Annotated in this window: 17 protein-coding genes; 5 read left to right on the top strand and 12 right to left on the bottom strand. The window is 65.0% G+C overall.

Features of this window, described 5'->3' with window-relative positions:
* Window positions 1-111: 111 nt before the first annotated feature.
* Window positions 112-633, bottom strand: a complete 522-nt coding sequence (locus tag Pla111_RS11145; protein ID WP_146574360.1) for a hypothetical protein — start codon at window positions 631-633, stop codon at window positions 112-114.
* A 308-nt stretch (window positions 634-941) separates the two neighbouring features.
* On the opposite strand from Pla111_RS11145, the gene Pla111_RS11140 reads away from it, so the two are divergent.
* Window positions 942-3,296, top strand: a complete 2,355-nt coding sequence (locus tag Pla111_RS11140; RefSeq protein ID WP_146574358.1) for a carboxylesterase family protein — start codon at window positions 942-944, stop codon at window positions 3,294-3,296.
* A 24-nt stretch (window positions 3,297-3,320) separates the two neighbouring features.
* On the opposite strand, the gene Pla111_RS11135 is transcribed toward Pla111_RS11140, so the two are convergent.
* The 4 genes from Pla111_RS11135 to uvrB all read right to left on the bottom strand — a co-directional run bounded on the left by Pla111_RS11135 (window position 3,321) and on the right by uvrB (window position 10,126).
* Entirely contained in the window at window positions 3,321-4,649 is a 1,329-nt protein-coding gene (locus Pla111_RS11135) for an alpha/beta hydrolase (RefSeq protein ID WP_197524963.1), read from the bottom strand.
* A gap of 136 nt (window positions 4,650-4,785) precedes the next feature.
* The gene (locus Pla111_RS11130; protein WP_197524962.1) at window positions 4,786-5,937 is read right to left on the bottom strand and encodes an SGNH/GDSL hydrolase family protein; all 1,152 of its coding nucleotides are present in this window, start codon (window positions 5,935-5,937) and stop codon (window positions 4,786-4,788) included.
* Window positions 5,938-5,983: 46 nt separating this feature from the next.
* Complete coding sequence (locus Pla111_RS11125; protein WP_197524961.1) at window positions 5,984-7,993, bottom strand: mechanosensitive ion channel family protein; 2,010 nt, start codon at window positions 7,991-7,993, stop codon at window positions 5,984-5,986.
* A gap of 48 nt (window positions 7,994-8,041) precedes the next feature.
* On the bottom strand, window positions 8,042-10,126 hold the full coding sequence (uvrB, locus tag Pla111_RS11120; RefSeq protein WP_146574350.1) for an excinuclease ABC subunit UvrB: 2,085 nt from the start codon (window positions 10,124-10,126) through the stop codon (window positions 8,042-8,044).
* Between the two features lie 270 nt (window positions 10,127-10,396).
* Here uvrB and Pla111_RS11115 point away from each other — a divergent pair, with 270 nt between their 5' ends.
* Both Pla111_RS11115 and Pla111_RS11110 read left to right on the top strand, forming a co-directional pair.
* Window positions 10,397-10,834 carry a VanZ family protein gene (locus Pla111_RS11115; RefSeq protein WP_146574348.1) on the top strand — a complete coding sequence of 146 codons (438 nt, stop codon included), beginning with the start codon at window positions 10,397-10,399 and terminating at the stop codon, window positions 10,832-10,834.
* A gap of 188 nt (window positions 10,835-11,022) precedes the next feature.
* Window positions 11,023-11,970, top strand: coding sequence for a DUF1559 domain-containing protein (locus Pla111_RS11110; protein WP_146574346.1), 948 nt, complete (start codon window positions 11,023-11,025; stop codon window positions 11,968-11,970).
* A gap of 33 nt (window positions 11,971-12,003) precedes the next feature.
* Here the strand turns inward: Pla111_RS11110 and Pla111_RS11105 are convergent, their stop codons facing one another.
* A complete protein-coding gene (locus Pla111_RS11105) occupies window positions 12,004-12,882 on the bottom strand; it encodes a nucleoside hydrolase (RefSeq protein ID WP_197524960.1) in 879 nt (292 codons plus the stop codon).
* Window positions 12,883-13,207: 325 nt separating this feature from the next.
* On the opposite strand from Pla111_RS11105, the gene Pla111_RS11100 reads away from it, so the two are divergent.
* On the top strand, window positions 13,208-13,870 hold the full coding sequence (locus Pla111_RS11100) for an MBL fold metallo-hydrolase (RefSeq protein WP_197524959.1): 663 nt from the start codon (window positions 13,208-13,210) through the stop codon (window positions 13,868-13,870).
* 93 nt (window positions 13,871-13,963) lie between these two features.
* On the opposite strand, the gene Pla111_RS11095 is transcribed toward Pla111_RS11100, so the two are convergent.
* From Pla111_RS11095 to Pla111_RS11085, 3 genes are all read right to left on the bottom strand, one after another.
* Window positions 13,964-14,539, bottom strand: coding sequence for an NAD(P)H-dependent oxidoreductase (locus tag Pla111_RS11095; RefSeq protein ID WP_146574343.1), 576 nt, complete (start codon window positions 14,537-14,539; stop codon window positions 13,964-13,966).
* 101 nt (window positions 14,540-14,640) lie between these two features.
* A complete protein-coding gene (locus Pla111_RS11090) occupies window positions 14,641-15,060 on the bottom strand; it encodes a ComEA family DNA-binding protein (RefSeq protein ID WP_146574340.1) in 420 nt (139 codons plus the stop codon).
* 77 nt (window positions 15,061-15,137) lie between these two features.
* Window positions 15,138-16,055 carry a serine/threonine-protein kinase gene (locus Pla111_RS11085; RefSeq protein ID WP_146574338.1) on the bottom strand — a complete coding sequence of 306 codons (918 nt, stop codon included), beginning with the start codon at window positions 16,053-16,055 and terminating at the stop codon, window positions 15,138-15,140.
* A gap of 223 nt (window positions 16,056-16,278) precedes the next feature.
* Here Pla111_RS11085 and Pla111_RS11080 point away from each other — a divergent pair, with 223 nt between their 5' ends.
* A complete protein-coding gene (locus Pla111_RS11080; protein WP_146574336.1) occupies window positions 16,279-16,572 on the top strand; it encodes a hypothetical protein in 294 nt (97 codons plus the stop codon).
* A 118-nt stretch (window positions 16,573-16,690) separates the two neighbouring features.
* Here Pla111_RS11080 and Pla111_RS11075 read toward each other — a convergent pair whose 3' ends face one another.
* The 3 genes from Pla111_RS11075 to uvrA are packed head-to-tail and all read right to left on the bottom strand — an operon-like array spanning window position 16,691 to window position 21,553.
* Window positions 16,691-17,746, bottom strand: a complete 1,056-nt coding sequence (locus Pla111_RS11075) for a ThiF family adenylyltransferase (RefSeq protein WP_146574334.1) — start codon at window positions 17,744-17,746, stop codon at window positions 16,691-16,693.
* Between the two features lie 26 nt (window positions 17,747-17,772).
* Window positions 17,773-18,573 (bottom strand): hypothetical protein, encoded by an 801-nt coding sequence (locus Pla111_RS11070; RefSeq protein WP_146574332.1) that lies wholly within the window; start codon window positions 18,571-18,573, stop codon window positions 17,773-17,775.
* Complete coding sequence (gene uvrA, locus Pla111_RS11065) at window positions 18,563-21,553, bottom strand: excinuclease ABC subunit UvrA (protein WP_231930956.1); 2,991 nt, start codon at window positions 21,551-21,553, stop codon at window positions 18,563-18,565. The genes Pla111_RS11070 and uvrA overlap by 11 nt, the downstream gene beginning before the upstream one ends.
* Between the last annotated feature and the right edge of the window lie 108 nt (window positions 21,554-21,661).

Genomic DNA, 21,661 nt, shown 5'->3' with positions numbered 1-21,661 from the left:
GCAACGCCGTCCGTACGGCGCATCGTGCATTCACCCTACTCGTTTCGCCGCGCCTGCCCCAGCCGCCCCCCGCGTTAGAGACCAGCCCCCCGTGCCACCGCGCTGCGATGCCTAGGTGTCGGCAGCCCACAGGCCCGCTGGCAGGTGACCCGCGCCGGCAAACCATCGGCGGGCGTAGCGCGACCGCAGCGCCCAGTAAAAGCACCATGGTGTCGCAACCGCGACCAGCACGATCAGCATCCCGCCGCTCGCCACCAGGATGCGCTGCGAATCGCTGGCCCCGACTCCGAGCCACTGGGCCGAGTCCATGCCACCGACGCACGCCACGACCACAACAGGAAGCATCAGGCCGTTAGCAATCCCCGCCACGAGCGCGATCCGCGCTGCACCGACGACCGCCCGCGGTACACGGTGTAGCGCGAGTGCCAGATAGGCCGCCCCGCCTCCGACCACGATCCCCAGAATGGCGTCGAGCGCTTCTCCTTGGGGAGAAACAAAGCGTGTACCGCCAACCGAGAAGGCAAAGGCCGAAGTGGCCCACGCCAAACGCCCGGTCGTGGCGATGACCGAATCGGCCGCGGAATCGGCCGCTAAGTCGGCCGCGGCCGAGCTGGCTGCCCGTTGCTCGCTCATAGCTTCGACTCCCCGCAAAGATCGTGAGAGGCGCACAAGAACCCGCCGGCGCCCTATAGTCGCGACGATCGGTGGAACCTTCCCGGCAGGTACTCTGCTGACGCCTATCCACACAGATCGGTCGGCTTGACGGTTTGACCCCCGCCGCCGCTGACCAACAATTGTGGGCAGACTCTCTCCCGTACCGTGAAGCCGCGATGGCCCATCTAAACTCTACGTCGTTATTCGCGGTGCGGCGCTCGGCGGCAGTGATTTTCATCGGGTTAGTGATTTCGCTGGCCCTCGGGGGGGCCGCCAGTGCTCCCGCGGTGACCCTCCTTTTGAAAGACGGGCGGACGCTTACTGGGGAACTTGGTCAGGTGGGGGGTGTCGCCGAAGACCCGCTTGCACCTGATCCCTCGGCGGGCGGTGTTGCGCTCACGCCGATCGTGGTTATCGATGACGGCCTGCGCAGGATCTATCTGCACAAGAGCAGCGTCCGTGAAGTGCTCGACGAGTCGGCCGAACCGAGCATCCGTATCCGCTTGAAGGATTGGCAGAACGTCGCGGAGCGCGGTTTCTCGCTCGGATCGATCGGTGCCGCAACGCGCGTGACCCCCTTCAATGAGTATGGCCGGCGAATCTTTGAAACATTGACTGCCGACGGCCCGATCGCCGTGGTTCAAGGCGTGACCGAGGTAACGCCGGTTTACACACGCGTGCAAGGTTTGCGTGCGGACCCGCGCACTTACGTTTGGGATCAACGGCTCGCCACCAGCAGCATCCCGCGCGACACGTTGGAGCGGATCCTGCAGAATGCCGTTCCGCGCGATGATCTTGACGCGCGACTGCAAGTGGTGCGCCTTTATTTACAAGCGGAGCGGTACCGCGATTCAAGACGCGAGCTCGAAGCGGTGCAGCGTGATTTCGCGAATCGTCCGACCGCTACGGGCGTGAATTTTGCCGACGAGATCCGCACCCTGCGGCGGCTATCGGCCCAGCGCCTGCTCGATGAGATTCGGCTGCGACGCGATGCGGGCCAGTACCAACTCGCTGCCACTTTGCTTGAAAGCTTCCCCGCTGAGGGGGTGCCGGGTGAGACCCTGCGGGCGGTTCGCGAGTTGCTCGACGAAATCGACACGCAGCGCGAGCAACGCGAGCAGGCGCTGCAAAGTCTGCGCGAAACAGCCAAACGCCTCACGGAGCCGTCGGCACGGGCGGTGGCTGACCGAATTGTCAACGAGATTGCAGCGCGACTTACTCCTGCCACAGCCAGCCGACTCACGACGTTTCGCCGACTGGTCTCGGGCGATACCCTCTCGGCAGAGGAACTCTCAGCGGTGGCGATTAGCGGTTGGTTGCTGGGCAGCAACAACGCCGTTACCCAGTTGCCGCTCGCTTTGCAGTTGGTGCGCGTTCGCGACCAAGTCCGAATCTATCTGGGCGATGACGACGCCGCGGCCCGCGACGCCGCGCTCACTGGTTTGTTGGAATCACAAGCGGCGACACCCGAGCGGATCGCCGATCTGCTGCGTCGCATGGAGCCTCCGCTGCCGCTCGTGGCCGCTGCCGATTCCGCCGAGGGGGCTGCTCCGTCGCTGCCCGACGCTCCTGTCGCTGACCCCGTAGTTGCCCCTGTTCGCGGTCAGCACGAGCTGCAAACGGATGTCGCTGGGCGCATCGTGCGCGCGGTAGTGCAGCTTCCGCCCGAGTACGATCCGCTTCGCGCGTATCCGACGATCGTCACGCTCGGTGCTATTGGCGTGGCCCCCGAACGGCAACTCGATTTCTGGGCGGGGGCTGATCGCCCCGGAGCCGGACGGGTTGGACAGGCCACGCGTCGTGGCTATATCACGATTGCGATCGATTGGGCTCGTCCCGATCAGCGCCGTTACGAGTACTCGGCGGAAGACCACGCGGCGGTGCTCCGTTCGCTGAGGGAAGCAATGCGGCGCGTCGCGATCGATCCGGACCGAGTCTATCTGACGGGCCATGGCGATGGTGGTGACGCGGCCTGGGATATTGCGCTGGCACACCCGGATGCGTGGGCCGGCGTGTTGCCGTTTCTCGCGCGTGCTGATCGGTATTGCGGCTGGTACTGGCAGAACGCCGAGCACGTTGCTTGGCGGGTGGTGATGGGAGAGCTCGATGGCAATAAGCTCAAGATCAACGCGCGAGAGCTTGACCGCTATTTACGACCCCGGTTCGATGCCACGGTCGTTGAGTACCGCGGTCGGGGATATGACCCGCTCAGCGATGACTTGCAGCAGGCGTTCGACTGGATGGGGCGCAAGCAGCGCGGCGCTCCGCCCGAGGAGTTCGAGGTCGCGACGCTTCGCCCGTGGGACAACTACTTCTGGTGGATCGAGGTGGAAGGCCTGAACGAAAAGTCGATGGTCGCTCCTGCCGCTTGGCCACCGGCGCGTGGCGTGCGAGCCGCCAAACTCCGCGCTCGCAAGTACGGCGGCAACAAGCTGAGCATTCTCGGCAAGACGGAAAAGCTGACCGTGTGGCTCTCGCCCGAGCTGGTGAACTTTGCGGAGCCGCTTGAGATCGACTGGAACGGTCGCAGCCTTGTCCCACGCGGTGAACGCGTGGAACCCTCGATCGAGGTGCTGCTGGAAGACGCCCGCACGCGTGCCGATCGCTACCGTCCGTACTGGGCACGTGTGACAGCCCCCTAGTCGGTCGGCGCGCGACACGTAGGTTCAGTCACGCACAGCGTGTCCACGGCCGAGCAGCAAGCCGCTCAGCGAGACCAGCCCTAAGGACGACATGCCGAGCGCGGCGGTTGATGGTTCGGGGATCGGAGGGCCGACGGTCTTGAGCAGCACGCTATCGAGCTGAGCCCGCCATGCTCCCCACGAGTGCCCGTCGTTCACCTTTTCGTAGCTGAAGTCGTAGCCTGCTGCGGTGAGGGCGTCGGCCAAAGCGTTGGGATTGGTGTCGTCTCCGAAGGTGCCGCCGGTCATCACGATGTTCTGCCCCTGCAGCGGATAATTGGCGTAGACATCGATCAAAGGAAGCGACAACGCCGGCGATTGCAGCGCGAGATTCCGCACGGCATCGCTCCGGTATGCGCCGAAATATGCCGAGAAGAAGCCGCCGTACGAGGTGCCCAGGATGGTCCGGGCTTCGCGCCGGGCGTCGGTGCGGAAGGCGGCATCGATGGTCGGCATTAGCTCGTCGGCAACGAAGTCGGCGAACTCCGCGTTAGCCAAGTACAGCTCCGCACGGAGATTCTGTCCCGTTGCGGGGTCACGCGGATCGATAAAGACGGCGATGGCCGGTGCTAAAGTCCCCTCGGCGATCAGGTTATCCATGACAGCCGCCATGCTGCCCAAGTGGTCGGCGGCGTACTCGTGACCATCGGTAACGTACACCGTGGGCAGGTTGGCGAGTTCGCCGAGCTCGTAACCCGCTGGGGTATAGACCCGATAATTCAGTGCGTTGCCGAGGTTTTGGCTGGCGAATCGGATCGGGGGGGTGAGCGTGCCCCGCGCAACGCCCGCTTTGCGGATCGTTTCCTGGGGATACTCATACGAGGGCATCCGCAGCTCAGAATTGGGACCGAAGCCGCCCCACATCTGAAGCGGGTTCGCCGGATCGAGAACCCAGTTGGACCCGTTTAAAAAGACTTTGTAGTCGGTGCGCGCGTCGGAGGGAAAAGTCGCTTCATGAATCCACACATCGGACTGACCCAGCTTAACACCGGCCGCTACTCCCCAGCGGTTGAAGTCACCACGCCAGCCGACGCTGGTAGCGGCACCGCGATACAGAAACGCCACCCGGTTGCCCACGGCAAAAGGCGTCTGACCCGCATTGGTGAGGTCTTGCCAGAGGACATCGACGGCGGCGGTGCGCGTCGCGGCGTCGCCAATGCCGGTCGCCGCATCGAGTGCGTCGCGGAAGTCGGCATACGTTTCAAAGAGCGGTCGCCGCACGTAATCGGGGTCGGGTGGCGCTTGTGCTGCCGCGTAGGTGGGGGCCACCAGCATGGACAGACCGAGCAGCACCAGCGTTCGGATCTTCGGCATGGTTATGTTTCCTGAGTCGCAGAGTTGCTGAGTGCGCATCGACTGGTGTGGTGACAAAGGAGCTCGTTAAGCGGTGACAATGCATGGGGGCTGCTTAGTCCCGTGAGAAAAGTGGGTGCCCGCCAGTAGAAAGTTATCAGCAAATGGGTCGGGCGGTACGCGGAGATCTTGTTCCACCTAGCATTGCGAGCAGGCTTGCCAGCGCCCAGGCGGTGGGTTCCGGCACGGAGCGGCTCGCCGAGTTCAGCGCGTCGCGCCACAGGGTGTAGTCCTCCACATCGATGCGGCCATCGCCGTTGCCGTCGGCTTGCAAGCCACTCGTTTGGCCGAGCGTTGCGCTGAAGGCGGTGCCGTAGCCGTCACGCCAGACGAAGTAATCAGCCTCGGTGACAACTCCGTCGCGGTTGTAGTCTCCCGTGGGCAAGACCGCACGGATCGCGGCGTCGGCCAGCAGGGCGTGCGCCTCGCGTGTGGGGTGCACGCCGTCCCAAAAGATGTAGCCGGGCGCGTTTAAGCCGCTGGCAACGTTCTGACCGCGGCCGGTGACGTTAGTGAATCCCCACTGCGCGGGCGTTGCTACGAGCTGCGAGAACAGCGATTGCAGATCGAGCTCGTGAACGATCACCCCCGCGGTGGCCGCTTGGAGCGAGTCGTAAGCCGTGGCCAGCGCCGCGTTGTAGTCGGCAGTGGTGGCACTGATCGCCGCTGCCAAGGTGGCGTTCGTGTTGTAGTCGGGCGTTAAACCGAGCAACGGCAGGTTGATCCCTAAGAACTGCCGAGCCCCCGCGTTAACGAGTCGCGACATCTGGGCGAGCACCGTGCCGACCGGCTGATTCACGTTGGTCTGACCGCCAAGCAAGTCGTTGGCCCCGATGAAGACCACATACAGGGCTGCGGGATCCGCACCGCTGCCGACCCGGTTGAGGAACAGGTCGACTTGCTCAACAAGCGACTTGATAAACACCCCGGTGAAGCCGTCCGGGCCGTTAGTCTCGGCACCGCCATAAGCGTAGCCCGTTCCGCCTGTGCCGCTGCGCGCGAGCGTGCCTAGGCCGAGCCCTGTCGAGAGGTGTTCCGCATAGACCGGTCCGTTGCTGAACCGACCGCTGAAATACCCCGCACCGGGTTGCAGCCCGAAGGTTGCCGCCGAGGTGTTACCCAGATCGGACAGGCTGTCGCCAAAGACAACAAGGTCTGAGTAGGGGCTCGCTGGTGTCTCCGTGGCCGCATAAGTTAGCCCCAACACCCAGACGGCAAGCCAGCGGATTTTAAGCGAGGCAAGATTCATGCGGCTCATGTTATCCGGCAGCGCCTGTCTTGGCGAAAATTGGGCTTCACAACTTTCGCTCGATCGGTGTGGGACCGGTAAACTTCACCTTGCCGGGGCGATCCTGATAATTGAGCAGCTCGCCGGCGATCTCCGCGGCAAGACGTTGGCCGTCGCGCTCAGTATGCGTCAGGTCGACGGGGTGCGGGGGAGTTTCCCCCTTAAATAGATGCACGGTCTGCGTGGGGAAGGCGAAACCAACCCCCAACCGCTCCGCCAGCCGCAGGATATCCAAGAGCAGTCGGCTGCGCTCGCGGAGTTCGGTGGGCCAGTCGGGAACCTCGAAAAACACCACGACCAAAATATCGAGCGAGCTGGCACCAAAGTCGTTGAAGTACGCCGCGTAAAAATCTTTGCGGGTGTGGGGTTGGCGGCGGATCAGTTCGCGGATGCCTTCGCAAAAAGCCTCGACCCGATCGGGTGGCGTTCCGTACTCGACTCCGAGCACCGAGCGATAGCGGCGGTACTTGCGACGGCCCCAGTTGTCGACGCTTGCCGCGGCGAGCTTGCTGTTGGGCAGCGTCACCTGCGAGTTGATCCCCGTGCGGAGCCGTGTGCTGCGGAAGCCAACCGACTCGACCTCTCCCTCGATTCCTTCGACCAGCACCCAGTCGCCCACTTCAAAGGGGCGATCGAACAGCACCGTGATCGAGCCGAAGAAGTTGGCAAGAGTTTCTTGCGAAGCCAGGGCGATCGCCAAACCACCGATACCTAGACCGCCGATCAGCGTCGAGGGGAGCGTGTCGAAGAGCGTCGCGATTGCCACCAGCACCCCAGCCAGCGCGGCTACGACCTTGGCGGTGGAGGTCGCAAGTGGCAGCACGAGGTCGTCAAACTTCAACGCGCGCCGCTTAGCCCGACGAGAGAAGTAGCCCGCCACGAGATCGATAATCGCAAACGCCGCCCAGACCGCGGCAAAGATCGTGAAGACACGCAGCACGACCAGTAAAATGTTCACCACCTCGTAGGGGAGGCCGATCGCTAGGGCTCCGCCGTACCACACCGCTGCATTTACAAGCCGACCGACCGGGCGCCACACCTTGCGGGTGGTGTCGTCAAAATCGGGATCGATCCGGTGCAAAACCCCGTCGCTGGAGCGTGTCAGTACGCTGCGACTCAGACGCTCGACAACGCGGCCGATCACGCCGATCAGCGCCAAGCAGATCCATTGGTACGTTGGCAACAGTTGCCAGGCGAGCGCCTTGGTGCGGAGCGAAGCGGGGAACAGCTCGCGGAACCAGATCGGGAACGGTTTGGTGGTTTTTGCGACAGGGGTTTCCGCGTCGCGGAACGGATCGGCGGGGATGCCCTTTTGGGACGGCGCGGCTGGAGATTTCGCCTTGGCGATCGCAAGCCGCTCGCTCTCGATCTCGACCTCGGCAAACAGGTCTTCGATCCGCTGGACCGTATCACGGCTGAAGCGCCAACGCTTCTGATCGTCGCGGGTCAGCTCGATCTGAGTAGCGCGATAGTCAACAAAACGATTTAGCGACCCAACGATCCAAGGGGTGTCTGCGTCGGGTTCGTTCGGAATCGCCGCGTAGGCCCCGTCGGTGGTCAGCGGCCACTTCACCCCTTCGGGGAGGGTGACAAGTTGTGAGAGCACAAAGTACAGCTTGTAAGCCAGCTCGGGCCCTTTGGCCTTAACCGCTTCGGCGTTCAGATCGGAAAGGTTTAGCAGCTCCGCCGCTTTCTTCTTCTCGTCTCCGGTCATCCGCTCCAAGAAGGCGCGATAAGCCTTGCGTGGGGTGGTGAACTCGTCGGCAATCTCGGTTGCGACAGGCGCGGCGGGCTTCGCGGGCTCTGCGGGATCCGTCGCTGCCGGCATGGGTAACGGCGTTTGCGCAAGCAATGCCGGGGGCCCGCACAGCAGCAACCCGCACGGCAGCAACCCCCACATCAGCAACCTGCAGAGCGGACTGCCCGCGACAATGGCAGCCACCTTGCCGGGTAACTTCGTGTAGCAGGAGAGCATGGACTTGTCGTGAGGGAGCGGGTTGTCGAGTCGTTTGGGCATGCTTGGTCTTACAGCGTGTGTTGCCGTCGGAACGGCCGAAGTCGGCATTCAGACCCCCTTCTTAGGACGCGGGACCTTGGCTTTCTTCGTCCCCCCTTTGCCGCGACGACCTTTCTTGCCGACCGACTTCTTGAGGCCCGCTTCGACCGCTTTGATGCTCATGCCGATGCTCTCCTGCATCTTCTCGATGCGGTCACGGAGGATCGCAGCCCGCTCAAACTCCATCTGATCCGCGGCCTCGTACATCTCCTTCTCGAGCTCGTTGAGATACTCCTGCGTGACGTACTGTGTTTCATCGGTGTGACCGACCGCGGCGTTCGCGCGGGCGTGGGCCGCGGCGTCGGACTCGATGCCCCTCCGGATCGCCTTCTTGATGGTCTCGGGAGTGATGTTGTGCGCGCGGTTGTATTCTTCTTGCAGCTTGCGGCGCCGATCGGTCTCGTCGATCGCGCGCTGCATGCTGCCGGTTACCTTATCGCCGTAGAGGATGACCTTGCTGTTGACGTTCCGCGCGGCGCGACCGATGGTCTGCATGAGCGACGTTTCGCTCCGCAGGAAGCCTTCCTTGTCGGCGTCCAGGATCGCGACCAGCGACACCTCGGGCAGGTCGAGCCCTTCACGCAGCAGGTTGACGCCCACCAGACAGTCGAACTTGCCCTGGCGCAGATCACGCAGCAGCTCGACTCGTTCAAAGGCGTCCAGCTCGGAGTGCAGCCATTTGCAGAGCACACCTTGATCCGCAAGATAGCCGGAGAGGTCTTCGGCGAGCCGTTTGGTGAGCGTGGTAACGAGCACCCGCTCGCCGGCTGCAACGCGCTGGCGGATCTCGCCCAACAGGTGGGGCACCTGGCCGCGGGCGGGAGAGAGCTCGATCACCGGGTCGAGCAGGCCCGTGGGCCGGACGATCTGCTCCACGACCTCGCCCCCCGTGCGTTCTAACTCATAGTCCGCGGGGGTCGCCGAGACGTAGACACACTGGTTGATCCGCTCTTGCCACTCGTCGAACTTGAGCGGGCGATTGTCCAGCGCGCTGGGTAGTCGGAAACCGTGTTCGACAAGCGTGGTTTTGCGTGCCCGGTCACCGTTGTACATGGCCCCCACTTGGCTGACCGTGGCGTGGCTCTCGTCGACGAACAGCAGGTAATCTTTGGGAAAGAAATCAAAGAGCGTGTTGGGCGGTTCGCCCGGTGTTTTGCCCGAGAGCGGTGCCGAGTAGTTCTCGATCCCGGGGCAGTAGCCCATCTCGAGCATCATCTCGATGTCGTAACGCGTGCGGGCGTTGAGGCGCTGCGCCTCCAGGAGTTTTCCTTCGCGCTTGAAGAACTCCAGGCGTCCGGAGAGTTCGAGCTTGAGCTGATCGATCGCCTTAGCGATCCGTTCTTCGGGAAGCACGAAGTGCTTGGCCGGATAGATGTAGATCTCTTGAAGCTGATCTACTGCCTGCCCGCTGGTGGGGTTGATGATCGACAGCTTTTCGACCTCGTCTCCCCAGAACTCGATGCGGTACGCAAACTCCTCGTACGCCGGCCAGATCTCGACCGAGTCGCCCCGCACGCGGAACTTGCCGCGCTCGGGATCCAGATCGTTGCGGTCGTACTGGATGTCGATCAACTTGGCCAGCACCTCGTCGCGGTCCACGAGGTCGCCCACGGCCAGCCCGACCATCATCTGCTTGTAGTCCTCCGGCGAACCCAAGCCGTAGATGCACGAGACGCTCGCCACAACGATCACGTCGCGGCGGCTGACTAGCGAGCTGGTCGTCGCCAGCCGCATGCGGTCGATCTCTTCGTTGATCGACGCGTCTTTCTCGATATAGATATCGCGCTGCGGGATATAGGCTTCGGGCTGATAATAATCGTAGTAGCTGACGAAGTAGCTGACCGCGTTGTTGGGGAAGAACTCGCGGAACTCGCTGTAGAGCTGCGCGGCGAGCGTCTTGTTGTGCGACAAGACGAGCGCCGGCCGCTGCAACTCTTGGATGACATTCGCCATGGTGAACGTCTTGCCGCTGCCGGTGACGCCCATGAGCACCTGCTCTTTTCTGCCCCCCTTGAGCCCGTCCACGAGGGACTTGATGGCGGCCGGCTGATCGCCGGCGGGCTTGAAGTCGCTGGTGAGTTGGAAGGGTGGCATACCAATCCGCAGGGCGCAGGGGCGGGAGGGGGGCGCGTTGGCACCCAGGCGGGTGAGCTTGACGATCAGCCAAGCCGTGCGGGGGCGCAATCTTCTATTGGACCGCATCTTCGCCCGCAGGTGAACCAGTGGAGAGGCCGGCTCACCGAACCGAGATTGGCCTTTGGCACGCCTTTCGCTCTGTCGTTCGTAGCTGGCGTGAAACCAGACGGAGCGATGGAACGCTCTGCGTCGCACCGGCGGAGGATTTCGGACTAGAGAGGGGCCGACATGTTCTTACTAGCAACTTTTTCGTCGCTCGTGGCGACCTGGACCTACGCGGCAAATCACGGGGCGGCCCACGGCCTGCCGCTGTGGATCGGCGGCGTTTTCGTTGGCGATAAGGTCGTTCACTTCCTGATCGTCGGCCTGTTTGCGGTGCTTGTCGCCCGGGCGATCAGACGGCATGGCTATCGACCAGCGACCAGCCTGCTAGCAGGCATGGCGATCGCTGCAATTCTTGCCACGATTGAAGAAGCTACCAACGCGCTCACGCCGCACCGCACCTGCTCGGTGGCCGACTTGCTAGCCGACTATGCGGGTATTGTGACGCTCTCGGCCGTGGCGTGGCTCAGCGACCTGCGCGACGGGCCGCAGGGCCTGGGCGCCTGGCTGGCGTCGCACCGACCGCAGCTCTACCGCCCCCACGCCGCCCCGAACGGGGGATGATCGTGATTGCCGAAGGCGGATTGCTCAATAAGCAACACCCGCGAGTCGTCCCCCACCCCCCAACAGCGTGTCTGCGATAGTTGCCAACCACTCCCCGACCCCATAAGGTGAATTAACCGTTATGAAGATCTATCGGAAGCCTCAGCCGGGCAGAGCCTCGGCCGGGTTTCGTTGAGGGGAAGAACGCCATGTCCGTCCGATGCGTGCGTCGAGGGTTCACCCTCGTAGAACTGCTGGTGGTAATCGCGATCATCGGGATCCTGGTCGCGCTGCTCTTGCCCGCCGTGCAAGCCGCCCGCGAGGCCGCCCGACGCACCGAGTGCAAGAATCATCTGCGTCAGCTCGGTCTGGCAACGCAGATGTATCACGACACAAGTGGCTACTTCCCGCCGGCCCGGTACGGATCGCGCCAGCATCCTGACGGGACCGACGAGTACGCGGTTTCGTGGGCCTTCGCACTGCTGCCGTATCTAGAAGCCCAGCCCCAGTACGACGCATGGCGTTCGGACGAGCCGGCATGGTCCGACCTAAACGCAACGGCGATGCGAACGCCGCTGGATGCGTTTTACTGCCCCTCGCGTCGTTCACCGGCCGCTGACCGCGATTTTGATTCGAGTGACTTCGGCGATGACGAAGCGCCTTCAGTAGCCCCGGGCGTGGCTGCCGGTGGTGACTACGCCGCCAACGCGGGCACCAGCACACGCCACGGTATGGCGTCGTTTGGCAGCGAGGAGTTCGACGGCAGCGAGTTCGGTCCGATCTTCACCCGCTCGCGTGTACCGGCGCAATGGGTGACCGATGGGCTCTCAAAAACCCTTGCGATGGGTGAGAAGTATCTGCCGCCCGAAATCCCCGACGCGGATGACGGCACCGAGGACTATCTGCGGGGCGATACGGCGCTCTTTGCCGGCAACTCGCGCCACACCGTTATCCGCCGCAGCTCGGCCGGTTTCCCGGAGGGGCCGCAAGACACCTATCGGGGCAAGTTCGGGAGCGAGCACAGCCAGCTCTCGCACTTCGCCTTTCTCGACGGGAGCGTCCACACGCTGCCCTACGATCTGGAGGTTGAGGTGTTCAAGAGCCTGTCAGCCGTCGCTGATGGCGGTGACATCCCCGACGGCGTCTTCGACGACTGATGGTGGTCTGACGGCGGAAACGGGCTTCACGACCTATGGCCGAGTTACGGCCTGCCAGTAGTCATCGCGCATCGCGTCTGGGTTGATTGAATCGTAGACCCAGACCTCGCGCGAGGTGTTCTCCGGTGGGTTTGCGACGAGCCGCTCGGTTGCCAACAGCGGCTCAAGGATCGCTTCGACGAGCGCTAGGTCCCACATGACCCAAGTTGCGAAATCGCCAAATCGCTCGCGCCACTTTGACGTTAGCAACCGGCCGACTTCGCCCATCTCCTGATGCCGACGCCAGGTCCTCTGTCGGTCGAAGGTCAGCGGCTCGGCAATATTTGCGGGCATCACGTGCAGCTCTAGCACCGCTGTATCGAGCAGCAAATCGGCAGCGTTTAGGTCACGCCGAATATTGAACTCTGACTTGTTCCACACGGCCCGTTCGGGCTCGTAGCGAAAGCCCAGCACATAGCAGCGCAGCCGCGGAACGATGTCCGGCGCTAGCTGGATTGCGGTCGCCAGATTCGTTGCCGCCCCCAGGCATACGACCGTCAGCTTTTCGTTGGACGGGGTCGCACGAGCGTGCTCGATAATCGCCTGGGCCGCAGCAGAGTCTTTTGGATCAAAGCCCCCCCAAGGCTTGCCGAGCGGTTCCTCCGATCCCTGAGGGTGCGGCAGATCGAGGCGTCCCAAGACTTGCAACAACTCTTCGTTGTAACGCTGACTCGCCTGGACGGTGGTCTCTGTGGGGCCGATCCAATCTTTGGCCAGATAGTGGAACCACTGTGTCGAGTTTAGCGCCACAACCTCGAACCGATCCTGTCGGAGCATCCGCGTGATCGCGAACAGGTCGTCGATCTCGTTGGCGGTGTCAGCGTCGAGTACCAGCCGGGGCTTGGGCGATGCCGCCGCAGCTTGAGCTGCCAAAGCGTTTAGAAGGATCGCAGCAAGCAGACAGCGTAACCACATGAGCGTTGCCCCCCTCGGGGACGGTCGGACTAGCTAACGGGCAAGAGGCGGTAAGCGGCCCGGCCAGATGCGTGGCGGGGGGGCACCAAGTATAAGGCCTCTGCCGTAGGGAGTTCAGCCAACAATTTGCCTATACTATTGTGTTTTTCCACCGCGAACCGTTGCGGTAGGATGCTGTGCCCCGTACGGCAGCGGTTACGTTAGCGACCCCGCTACGGGCCCCGCTACAGGCATCGCAATTCATAGGCCTTGACGGTCGCTACTTCTCCCCCCGATGGTGTCGATGATGTCTGCAAAGTTTCGCTTGCTGCTCGTGTTGCTCGTCGGGCTACTGATGACGAGCACCGCCGCTGCGGCCCCTGTCGTCCATGTTCTCAGCGAGGGCTACGTTGCCCCGATCGAGGGTAAGGAACTCATCCCCGGCAAAACGCCTGACGGCGAACGCCGCGTCGCGAGCACCGTGGTGCTGATCCTGGCCGAGGGAGCGACGATTGTCGCCGATCCCGGCATGGTTGCCGATCGGGCGTTGATAACCGAGGGCCTCGCCGCGCACGGCGTCGAAGTGGACGACGTCACACATGTCTACGTCAGCCATCACCATCCCGACCACACGATCAACATCGGCATGTTCCCCCGCGCGAAGGTGATCGACTTTGCCTTTGAGTTCGAGAACGACATCTGGCGCGATCACCCCGACCGCCACCCGATCGCCCCGGGCGTGTGGGTCATGCAGACTCCGGGCCACACACGCGAAGACGCCTCGCTGGTGGTTGAAACGACCGAGGGAGTGGTCGTGCTCACCCACGTTTGGTGGAACGAAGACATGCAGCCGGCGGTCGATCCGCTGGCGGAAGACGCCGCGGCGCTCGAGCTGAGCCGGCAGAAGGTGCTGGAGATCGCCGACTGGATCATTCCGGGCCACGGCAAGAAGTTCCGCGCGCCTTGAAGTCCCGCCATTGGCCAGCCAACCAATCTTTTAAGACCAGCGCCGCGAAGCGGCTTGGGGTTTTTTAGTGATGGGAGTGGCGTTGTCTGGCCATTACGCACCCGCTTTGCCGAGCGCCTCGCACTTGGCGAGCCACGGCCGCGCCTTCGCTTCGGTAAAGCCCATGCCGATACCGCCGAACTGCGTGAGCCGCACCGGCTTGAAGCCGCAGAACTCCAGCGTGCCCGCCTTCATCGCCACTGCAGCGCAGCTCCAGTAGGCGAGCCGGATAAACAGGTTCGGCGTCGCGGCCGTCTGGATCACGCGTGCGCTGCGGCCTGTGAGCAGACGATCCCACCAAGTCTTGCCCGCGTGGAACTTGAACGCCCAGCCGGGTAGGAACGCGCGGTCGATAAACCCTTTCAGCAACGCGGGCGACGAGCCCCACCAGACCGGATGCACCACTACCAGGTGCTCGCACCACGCGATCATCTCTTGTGCCGCGATGAGATCGGGCTCGAGCGCTTCCGCCTCTTTGTAGCCTTTCTGGAACGCGTCGAAATCCAGCTCGCGCACCACCAGCCGGCGCACCTCATGCCCCGCTGACTCGGCACCCCGGGCGTAGGCGTCGCACAGCGCGTGGCAGAGGCTTCCTGAACGTGGGTGACCATCGAGCAGCGTGATACGCATGGGAGTTAGCAAGTTGACAGGGGCTGCGGGCAAAATCGAAACCGAGCTTAAGCCAAACCCGTTTCGGCTGACCAGCCTGCACCCCTTTGTCACGGATAGCGCTAGCCGCGCTTCTCGGCGGCGTTCACGGCGCTGGCGGGCGGACCGGCCTCGTGAGCCACTTGCGCCTCATCAGCCAGCGGCAGCAGGTAGCGGCGCACCGCGTCCAGCTTGCGGGGACCAATGCCGTTGACACGCCGCAGGTCATCGGCCGCCCGAAACGCGCCGTCGGCATTGCGCGAGGCGACGATCCGTTTGGCGAGCGTCTCGCCCACGCCCGGCAGCTGTGCCAGCTCGGGCCAAGCGGCCTCGTTCAGATTCACCAAGAACCGATACTCGAGCGGCGGCGCGTTGTCGATCGTGATCAGCTCGCCCCGGTGACCGCCGTTGCCGATCCACCACGCCACGATCCCCGCCAGCACGATGCCGGTCAGCACCGCGATCGAGAGTTGATCCGCGCGGCGGAGCAGCGGAGAGGCCATCGGGGTTTCAGCCGGAGAGAACTGGAGCGAACGTGCTCCCTAGTGTAGCAGGCCGGTCGCTGCGTCCCCGTGCGGGCTTAACGCACCCCAAAACACTCGATCTCGAGCCGCATCAGTTCGTCGATCACTTCTGCGGGCGCGGAAGGCCGCCGCAGGGGATCCTTCGCCAGCAGCCGATGCACCAGCGAGGCGACGCGCTTGGGCGTGCCGGGGACCGCCTCGTGGAGGCACGCGGGCCGTGCCTCGCGGTGCTGGGCGATCAGGGCCGCCGGGGTCTCGCCGGCAAACGGCGGACGCCCCGCGATCAGCTCATAGAGCGTCGCCCCCAGGCTGTAGAGGTCGCTGCGTGTATCGATCGTGGTGGCCGAGGTCACGCGCTCGGGTGCCAGGTAGCGCAGCGTTCCCACCACCGGGCGATCCACCCAGCTGCGTGCCTCGTGGGCCGTTTGGCAGAAGCCCAGGTCCAGCAGTGTGGTGTGCCCGTCGGGGCCGACCATCAGATTGCCGGGCTTCACGTCGCTGTGGATCACGCCCGCGCCGGTGAGCAGGGCCTCGAGCGCCTGCGCCGCTTGGCGCGCGATCCACAACGCCACCGGCAGCGCCGGCTTCACGCCCGTGCCGAGCATCGCCTCGGCCGTTTGTCCCCCCAGCCGGGGCGTGACCAGATAGAACGGCGGTGCCGTCACCGCCGAGGCGAGCACCGGGGCCAGGTTCGGGTGCGAAACCCGCCCGCCGATCCACGCCTCGCGGCGCTGCGCCGCGATGGCCGCCGGCTCGCTCCACCACTCGCGCTTCAGCGACTTCACCGCGTAGGTCGGCTGGGCGTCTTCGTGTTCGGCGGGGCGTGCCAGGTAGACACGCGTCATGGCACCCTCGCCCAGCACGCGTACCAGCTGCCAGGGACCCATCCGCCCGATCGCCTTCCGCGCGAGCGGACGCTTCTGCCCAAGCCGGGGCCCGCCGGACCGATCGGTAGTCGCCGAGGTGATCGCCATAGGGTGCTAGCAAGGAACCGAAGCCGACAGCGGTACGCACGGTGCGCACGCTCTGTTGGTCTAATCGGCAAAGTCCACCGCGTGAGTTGAGGCTGCCGGTTTACCACCGCTAGCACCGCCGCCCCCCGCCCCGTTGAGGGGGAGGCCCCTTCATTGCGGGAGACGGGGGGGTGGGGGGACCGCGTGTACCCGGGTTCTGCCACCTCCCCTAGCCCCTCCTCCTGTGGAGGAGGGGCAATTATTGTGCTGTGCTGGGGCAGACGCGGGGCGAGTCGTCGTTGCGGGCCCCGCCGCCGGCTCGCGAAAGCTGGTTCCCCGCCCGCCGCAGGGCCCGACAATCGACAACAGCGAGCTGAACGAGCTGCTCGGCCTGTGGGGCGTGGGCATTTTTAATCCCCCCGCGAGCGGCGTGCCCGGGATGATCACGGGGACCTCCTCCGTGCCCGAGCCGCAAACGCTGCTGCTGGCGCTCGCGGCGCTTGCAGCCGACGCGTGCCGTAGGCAAGCGGCAGGCTAGCCATCTAGCCCTTAGCCAGAATAACCACGCTGCTGCGCCGCCAAGCTGCCCCGGCCCGCCGCGAACGCGCTGGTGCCCCCCTAGTAGGTGCCCGCCCCGGCTGGCCCTGGGCAAGGCGTTACCCGCCCAAACAGCGCGCTAGCACCGTGCGCGCTTCCGCTTCGGTCTCGACACCGCCGACGATCACGCGGCCGTCGGCGAACAGCGTGAGCGGCCAGCGCTCAAACCGGCACCGCAGCAGAAAAGCGTTGCCGCTCACTTCTCCCAGCGGTTCGAGCCGCTGGCGGAGCGCCGCTAGGTCCGGCGGGCGAGCGTCGGCCGCCGGCGAAATCTGCACGGCCCCTTGGCCGCACAGCAGCGTGAACGTCGCCGCGTGCCGGCCGGCCAGCCAGTCGTACTGGCCCTGTTGGCAGACCGGGCAGTCTGCCGCACGCGGCACGCGAAGCCTCCGCCAGACGCCCGCCCACAGGTCGAGCACCGTCAACTCGCCGAGGGGTTTCGCCGACGCGCCCACCAGCCACTTGATCCCCTCCGCTACGGCGACCGAGGCGACCACGTTCACCGCCGGGCCGATGACCCCCGCCGTGTCGCAGGTCGGCGTGTCGCCCGGTGCCGGCAGCGTTGGCATGAGACACGCCAGGCACGCGGTCTGGCCGGGCACGATCGGCATGACACGCCCCTCGGCTCCGATCACGCCCGCATAAACCCACGGCGTGCCGGTGGCGTGGGCGTAGTCGTTCAGCAGCAGCCGCGTTGCGAAGTTGTCGGTCCCGTCCAGGATCAGATCGACCCCGGCGGCCAGTTGCGGCAGGTTGTGGTGCGTGACGTCGGCAACGTGCGGCTCGATCGTGATCGTCGAGTTGATGGTGCGGAGCCGCTCGGCGGCGGCGATCGCTTTGGGGCTTCCCGCCGCGGCGTCGGCTTCGGTGTACAGGACCTGACGTTGCAGGTTTGAGAGCTCGACGATGTCGCGATCAACCAGCCGCACGTGCCCCACGCCGGAGCGGACGAGCGTTTCGGCCGTCACCGAGCCCAGCGCTCCGCAGCCGACGACCAGCACCCGACTCGCTTGCAGCCGCTGCTGACCGGCAGCGCCGATCGGCGCGTAACGCACCTGCTTGGCGTAGCGGTCCGGGGGATCGGTCGGCGGATCGTTGGTGGGTGGTTTGTTCATCGCTGGGGGGGGCTTCGGCAGGGGCGTCAAACCACGTAGCCCGCGAGGTTGGTGAACGGCGCGCAATCACGCTGTAAGCGTTCGCAGGCAGCGCGGGCAGCGCGGGCAGCGCTGAGCGCCGGGTCAAAGCGCGTTGCGATCGTCGCCAGGTCAGCGCACAGCAGGCAGCTGTTGACGGGGGGCGTCACGAGCGCGACACGCTCAGCCGGTAGCCATACCGCCGCGGGCGCGAGCGCGGCAGCTTCTCCGAAGGGAACCGTGGGAGAATCTATCGGCGGAACCACCACTAGCACGCCCTGGACCGACGCTTGGGCCAGTAGTGCTGCGGTGGGGGCTTCGCACCACAGGGCCAGCCGCGCCTCACGCAGGGGGCCCCACAAAATGTCGGTTGGTCGGGCAACCGCCTCAGCGGGCCGTTGCCACGCCCGTAGCACATGGGGTTTGCCGTCGAGCCAGAAGCGGCCCCGTTCAACGGCCCACCGCTTGAGTCCCAGAGTCTGGCCATGCTCGGCGATCAGACGGTCTCCGTCGTAAACCTCCAGCCGCAGGTCGTACAGGTAGGGCAGATCGGGGGTCCAGAAGCACGGTTCGAGAACCTCGACGCTCGCCAGTGGGTGCGGGTCGGGGCCCCGATCGCGGAGCGCGAACGACGAAGCGAGCGTTTTGGCGTACAGACAGCGTGGGCCGCGCAGCTCGCCGTGCAACCGCCAGTTGTCGCCGAGGTCTGTTCCCGCCGCCCAGCGCGGCGTGAGATAAACCGTCGCGCGCGAGTCGGTTGCCGGTCCGAGCCGCACATCGACCCGTTCGATCAGCGTGTTAGGGCTCATCGGCGAGGAGCGCCTCTTCGCGTTCGAGTTCTGCGAGCGCCGCGTCGCGTTGGGCGAACGCTTCGGCGAGGGCCCGTCCGGTGGCGGACGCCTTGCACGCGGCGACCTGCTCGGGGGTTCCTTCGACAACGATCCGGCCCCCCTCGGCCGACGCGCCGGGGCCCAGATCGATGATCCAGTCGGCGGCCATCATCATCTGCAGGTTGTGCTCGATCACTACGAGCGAGTGCCCCACGTCGAGCAGCGCGCCAAAGCACTCGGTGAGCCGCTCCACATCGGAGAAGTGCAGACCCGTGGTGGGTTCGTCCATGACGAACAGCGTGCGGGCGGCCCCCTTGCTGGCGAGCCTTCCGGCGAGCTTTAAGCGCTGCGCTTCGCCGCTGGAGAGCGTCGTCGCGGATTGTCCTAGTTGGAGGTACTCCAGCCCGACGTCGATCAACGGTTGCAGCCGCGATTGCACCTTGGGCTGGCCGCGGAAGAAGCGGAACGCCTCGAGCACGGTCATGTCGAGCACTTCGGCGATGTTGCGCCCCCGGTGGCGGACCTCGAGCACCTCGTGCCGATAGCGCTGGCCATCGCACTCGCCGCAGCGCATGTAGATGTCGGCGAGAAACTGCATATCGACCTCGATATGGCCGGCTCCCTGGCAGGCGTCGCACCGACCGCCATCGACGTTGAAGCTGAAGTGGCTCGCTTTGAAGCCGCGGGCTTTAGCGTCGGGCTGCTCGGCGAAGAGCTCGCGGATCGGATCGAACACCTTGAGGTACGTCACCGGATTGGACCGCGGTGAGCGGCCGATCGGTGATTGATCGACGAGGATCACGTCGTCCAGCTGGCGGATGCCGGTCAGGTCACGGAGCGGCAGCGGTCGATCGTGATCCGATTTAGCTTCTCCGGCCGACTTCGCGCGATCGTGCAACCGCTGGGAGAGCGCCGGATAAAGCGTGCGGCGGACGAGGCTGCTCTTGCCGGCTCCGCTGACGCCGGTGATCACACAGAGCACCCCAAGCGGAAAACTAACGTCGAGCCCTTCCGGTGAGTTACCCCCCAGGTTGGCACCCGTAGCGCCGGCGATCGAGAGCCGACCCTGATCGGTTGGGCGCCGATTGGCCGCGGTCGCGGCCGAGATCCGGCGGCCCGCCAGCCAGTCGCCCGTACGGCTCTCAGGGCAGTGGACGATCTCGCTTGTTGGGCCGGCGTAAACGATCTCGCCCCCCTCGGCTCCGGCGTGGGGCCCGAACTCCACGAGCTGATCCGCCGCGCGCAGGAGCGATTCTTCATGCTCGACCACCACCACGGTGTTGCCCCGATCGCGGAGACGCTCGATCGCCCGCACAAGGCCCAGGGCGTCGGCGGGGTGCAGCCCCACGGAGGGCTCATCCAGCACGTACAGCATCTCGACGAGATTCGATCCGAGCGTTGCCGTCATCGCGACCCGGCCCAGCTCGCCCGTGCTGAGTGTTCGTAGGGTACGGTCGAGGGTCAGATAGCCGAGTCCAACCTGCACCAGGTAGCGCCCGCGGGCGAGCGCTTCTTCGACAATTGGCAGAGCGATCGCCGCCGCTGCGGGGTCGAGCGATTCGTCTTGCAGCAGGGCTTCGAGCCACGCGACCGCTTCACGCACCTCGCGATGCATTACGCTAGCGAGGTTCTCGGTGCCGATCCGCACGGCGAGCGCTTCGGGTCGCAGCCGCGCACCGTCGCATGCGGGGCACGGGCGATACGACCGCCAGCGACTCAAGAACACGCGCAAGTGCATCTTGTACTTCCGCCGCTCGAGCCAGCTAACAAAGCCGTTGAGCCCCCCGAAATCTCGTTCGGGAACGCCCTGGACGATCCGCTGCACCGCCTCGTCGGAGAGTTCCTCGAACGGCACGTTGGTCGGGATGCCGTAGTCCGGCGCGAGCGCCAGCAGCTCTTCCAGTTCGTGGGCATAGGCCGGCGTTGTCCACGGCGCGATCGCCCCCCCGGCCAGCGACTTGGCGCGGTCCGGGACAACGAGTCCCATGTCGAGCTCGACAACGCTGCCAAAACCCTCGCACGATTCACACGCGCCCAGCGGGCTGTTGAAGTTCAGCAGTTGCGGTTCGGGTTGAACGAAGCTCTCGTCACATCCTGCGCAGCGCAGCCGCGTATCGAATCGTAGGGGCTCGGGGGCCGCGCTCGACGGATCGGTTGCGGCGGGCACGATCACCAGGCAGCACCCTGCGCCGCCATCGAGAGCGGTCTCGATTGACTCGCCCAACCGGCTCTCTTCGATGCGGCCACCGACGAATCGATCGACGACCACGATCAGCTGAGCGGGGGGGGCGGAAGTCTGTGCCAGCGTCGCAAGCTCGGTGACCTCGCCCTCGACGAGCGCGCGGACGTAGCCGGCCTCGATCAGCTCGGCGAGACGATCCGCGGGCTGCGCGCCCAGCTCGACCTCAAAGCCCAGCATCGCGCGTGTGCCTTCCGGTAGCTCACGGAGCGCATCGACGATCGAATCGATCGTGTCACGCCGCACGGGGGCGTTGCAGGTGCTGCACCACAAGCGGCCCGCCCGCGCAAACAGCAACCGCAGGTGATCGGCGATTTCCGTGGCCGTGGCGACTGTCGCCCGATTGCTGCGGCTGCCGCTGGCCCGAGTGACCGCGATCGCGGGCGGCAGGCCTTCGATCTTCTGGTAGTCGGGCTTATCGAGCTGCTGCAAGAACTGCCGTGTGTAGGGGGAGAAGCTCTCGATGTAACGGCGTTGGCCCTCGGCGTAGAGGGTGTCGATCGCCATGGAGGTCTTGCCACTACCCGAGGCCCCGCAGAACGCGATCAGCCGGTTGCGTGGCAGGTCGAGATCAACTTCTTTCAGATTGTGCGTCGCTGCGCCGCGCACGCGGATCATCGTCGGGTCGTGCGGCCCGGCTTCCCCGGCATCGGTGCCCCGTGACAGCGTAGTGTCTCCCAGAGGAGTGGTGAGTCCAGCGTTATCGGGGGAGGAACACATGGCGGGCGTGGCTGGCTCGGGGGGAGTCCCGTACGATACCCCTCAGCTGCGTAAGCCGCCACCACGACCGCCGCTGCGGGCTAGCAAGACAGCAGCGCGTTGGCTCGC

Source organism: Botrimarina hoheduenensis (assembly GCF_007859815.1).
In the GTDB taxonomy this organism is placed as follows: Bacteria; Planctomycetota; Planctomycetia; order Pirellulales; family Lacipirellulaceae; genus Botrimarina; species Botrimarina hoheduenensis.
The sequence above is the reverse complement of the archived record's forward strand: the minus strand, read 5'-3'. Positions and strand labels throughout refer to the sequence as shown.

Bases quoted from the DNA above. Each gene is read 5' to 3' on its own strand.
- Pla111_RS11100 (WP_197524959.1), top strand. From the start codon at position 13,208: ATGATGTCTGCAAAGTTTCGCTTGCTGCTCGTGTTGCTCGTCGGGCTA.
- Pla111_RS11130 (WP_197524962.1), bottom strand. From the start codon at position 5,937: ATGAATCTTGCCTCGCTTAAAATCCGCTGGCTTGCCGTCTGGGTGTTG.
- Pla111_RS11075 (WP_146574334.1), bottom strand. From the start codon at position 17,746: ATGAACAAACCACCCACCAACGATCCGCCGACCGATCCCCCGGACCGC.
- Pla111_RS11145 (WP_146574360.1), bottom strand. From the start codon at position 633: ATGAGCGAGCAACGGGCAGCCAGCTCGGCCGCGGCCGACTTAGCGGCC.
- uvrB (WP_146574350.1), bottom strand. From the start codon at position 10,126: ATGCCACCCTTCCAACTCACCAGCGACTTCAAGCCCGCCGGCGATCAG.
- Pla111_RS11115 (WP_146574348.1), top strand. From the start codon at position 10,397: ATGTTCTTACTAGCAACTTTTTCGTCGCTCGTGGCGACCTGGACCTAC.
- Pla111_RS11110 (WP_146574346.1), top strand. From the start codon at position 11,023: ATGTCCGTCCGATGCGTGCGTCGAGGGTTCACCCTCGTAGAACTGCTG.
- uvrA (WP_231930956.1), bottom strand. From the start codon at position 21,553: ATGTGTTCCTCCCCCGATAACGCTGGACTCACCACTCCTCTGGGAGAC.
- Pla111_RS11085 (WP_146574338.1), bottom strand. From the start codon at position 16,055: ATGGCGATCACCTCGGCGACTACCGATCGGTCCGGCGGGCCCCGGCTT.
- Pla111_RS11070 (WP_146574332.1), bottom strand. From the start codon at position 18,573: ATGAGCCCTAACACGCTGATCGAACGGGTCGATGTGCGGCTCGGACCG.
- Pla111_RS11135 (WP_197524963.1), bottom strand. From the start codon at position 4,649: ATGCCGAAGATCCGAACGCTGGTGCTGCTCGGTCTGTCCATGCTGGTG.
- Pla111_RS11090 (WP_146574340.1), bottom strand. From the start codon at position 15,060: ATGGCCTCTCCGCTGCTCCGCCGCGCGGATCAACTCTCGATCGCGGTG.
- Pla111_RS11125 (WP_197524961.1), bottom strand. From the start codon at position 7,993: ATGCCCAAACGACTCGACAACCCGCTCCCTCACGACAAGTCCATGCTC.
- Pla111_RS11095 (WP_146574343.1), bottom strand. From the start codon at position 14,539: ATGCGTATCACGCTGCTCGATGGTCACCCACGTTCAGGAAGCCTCTGC.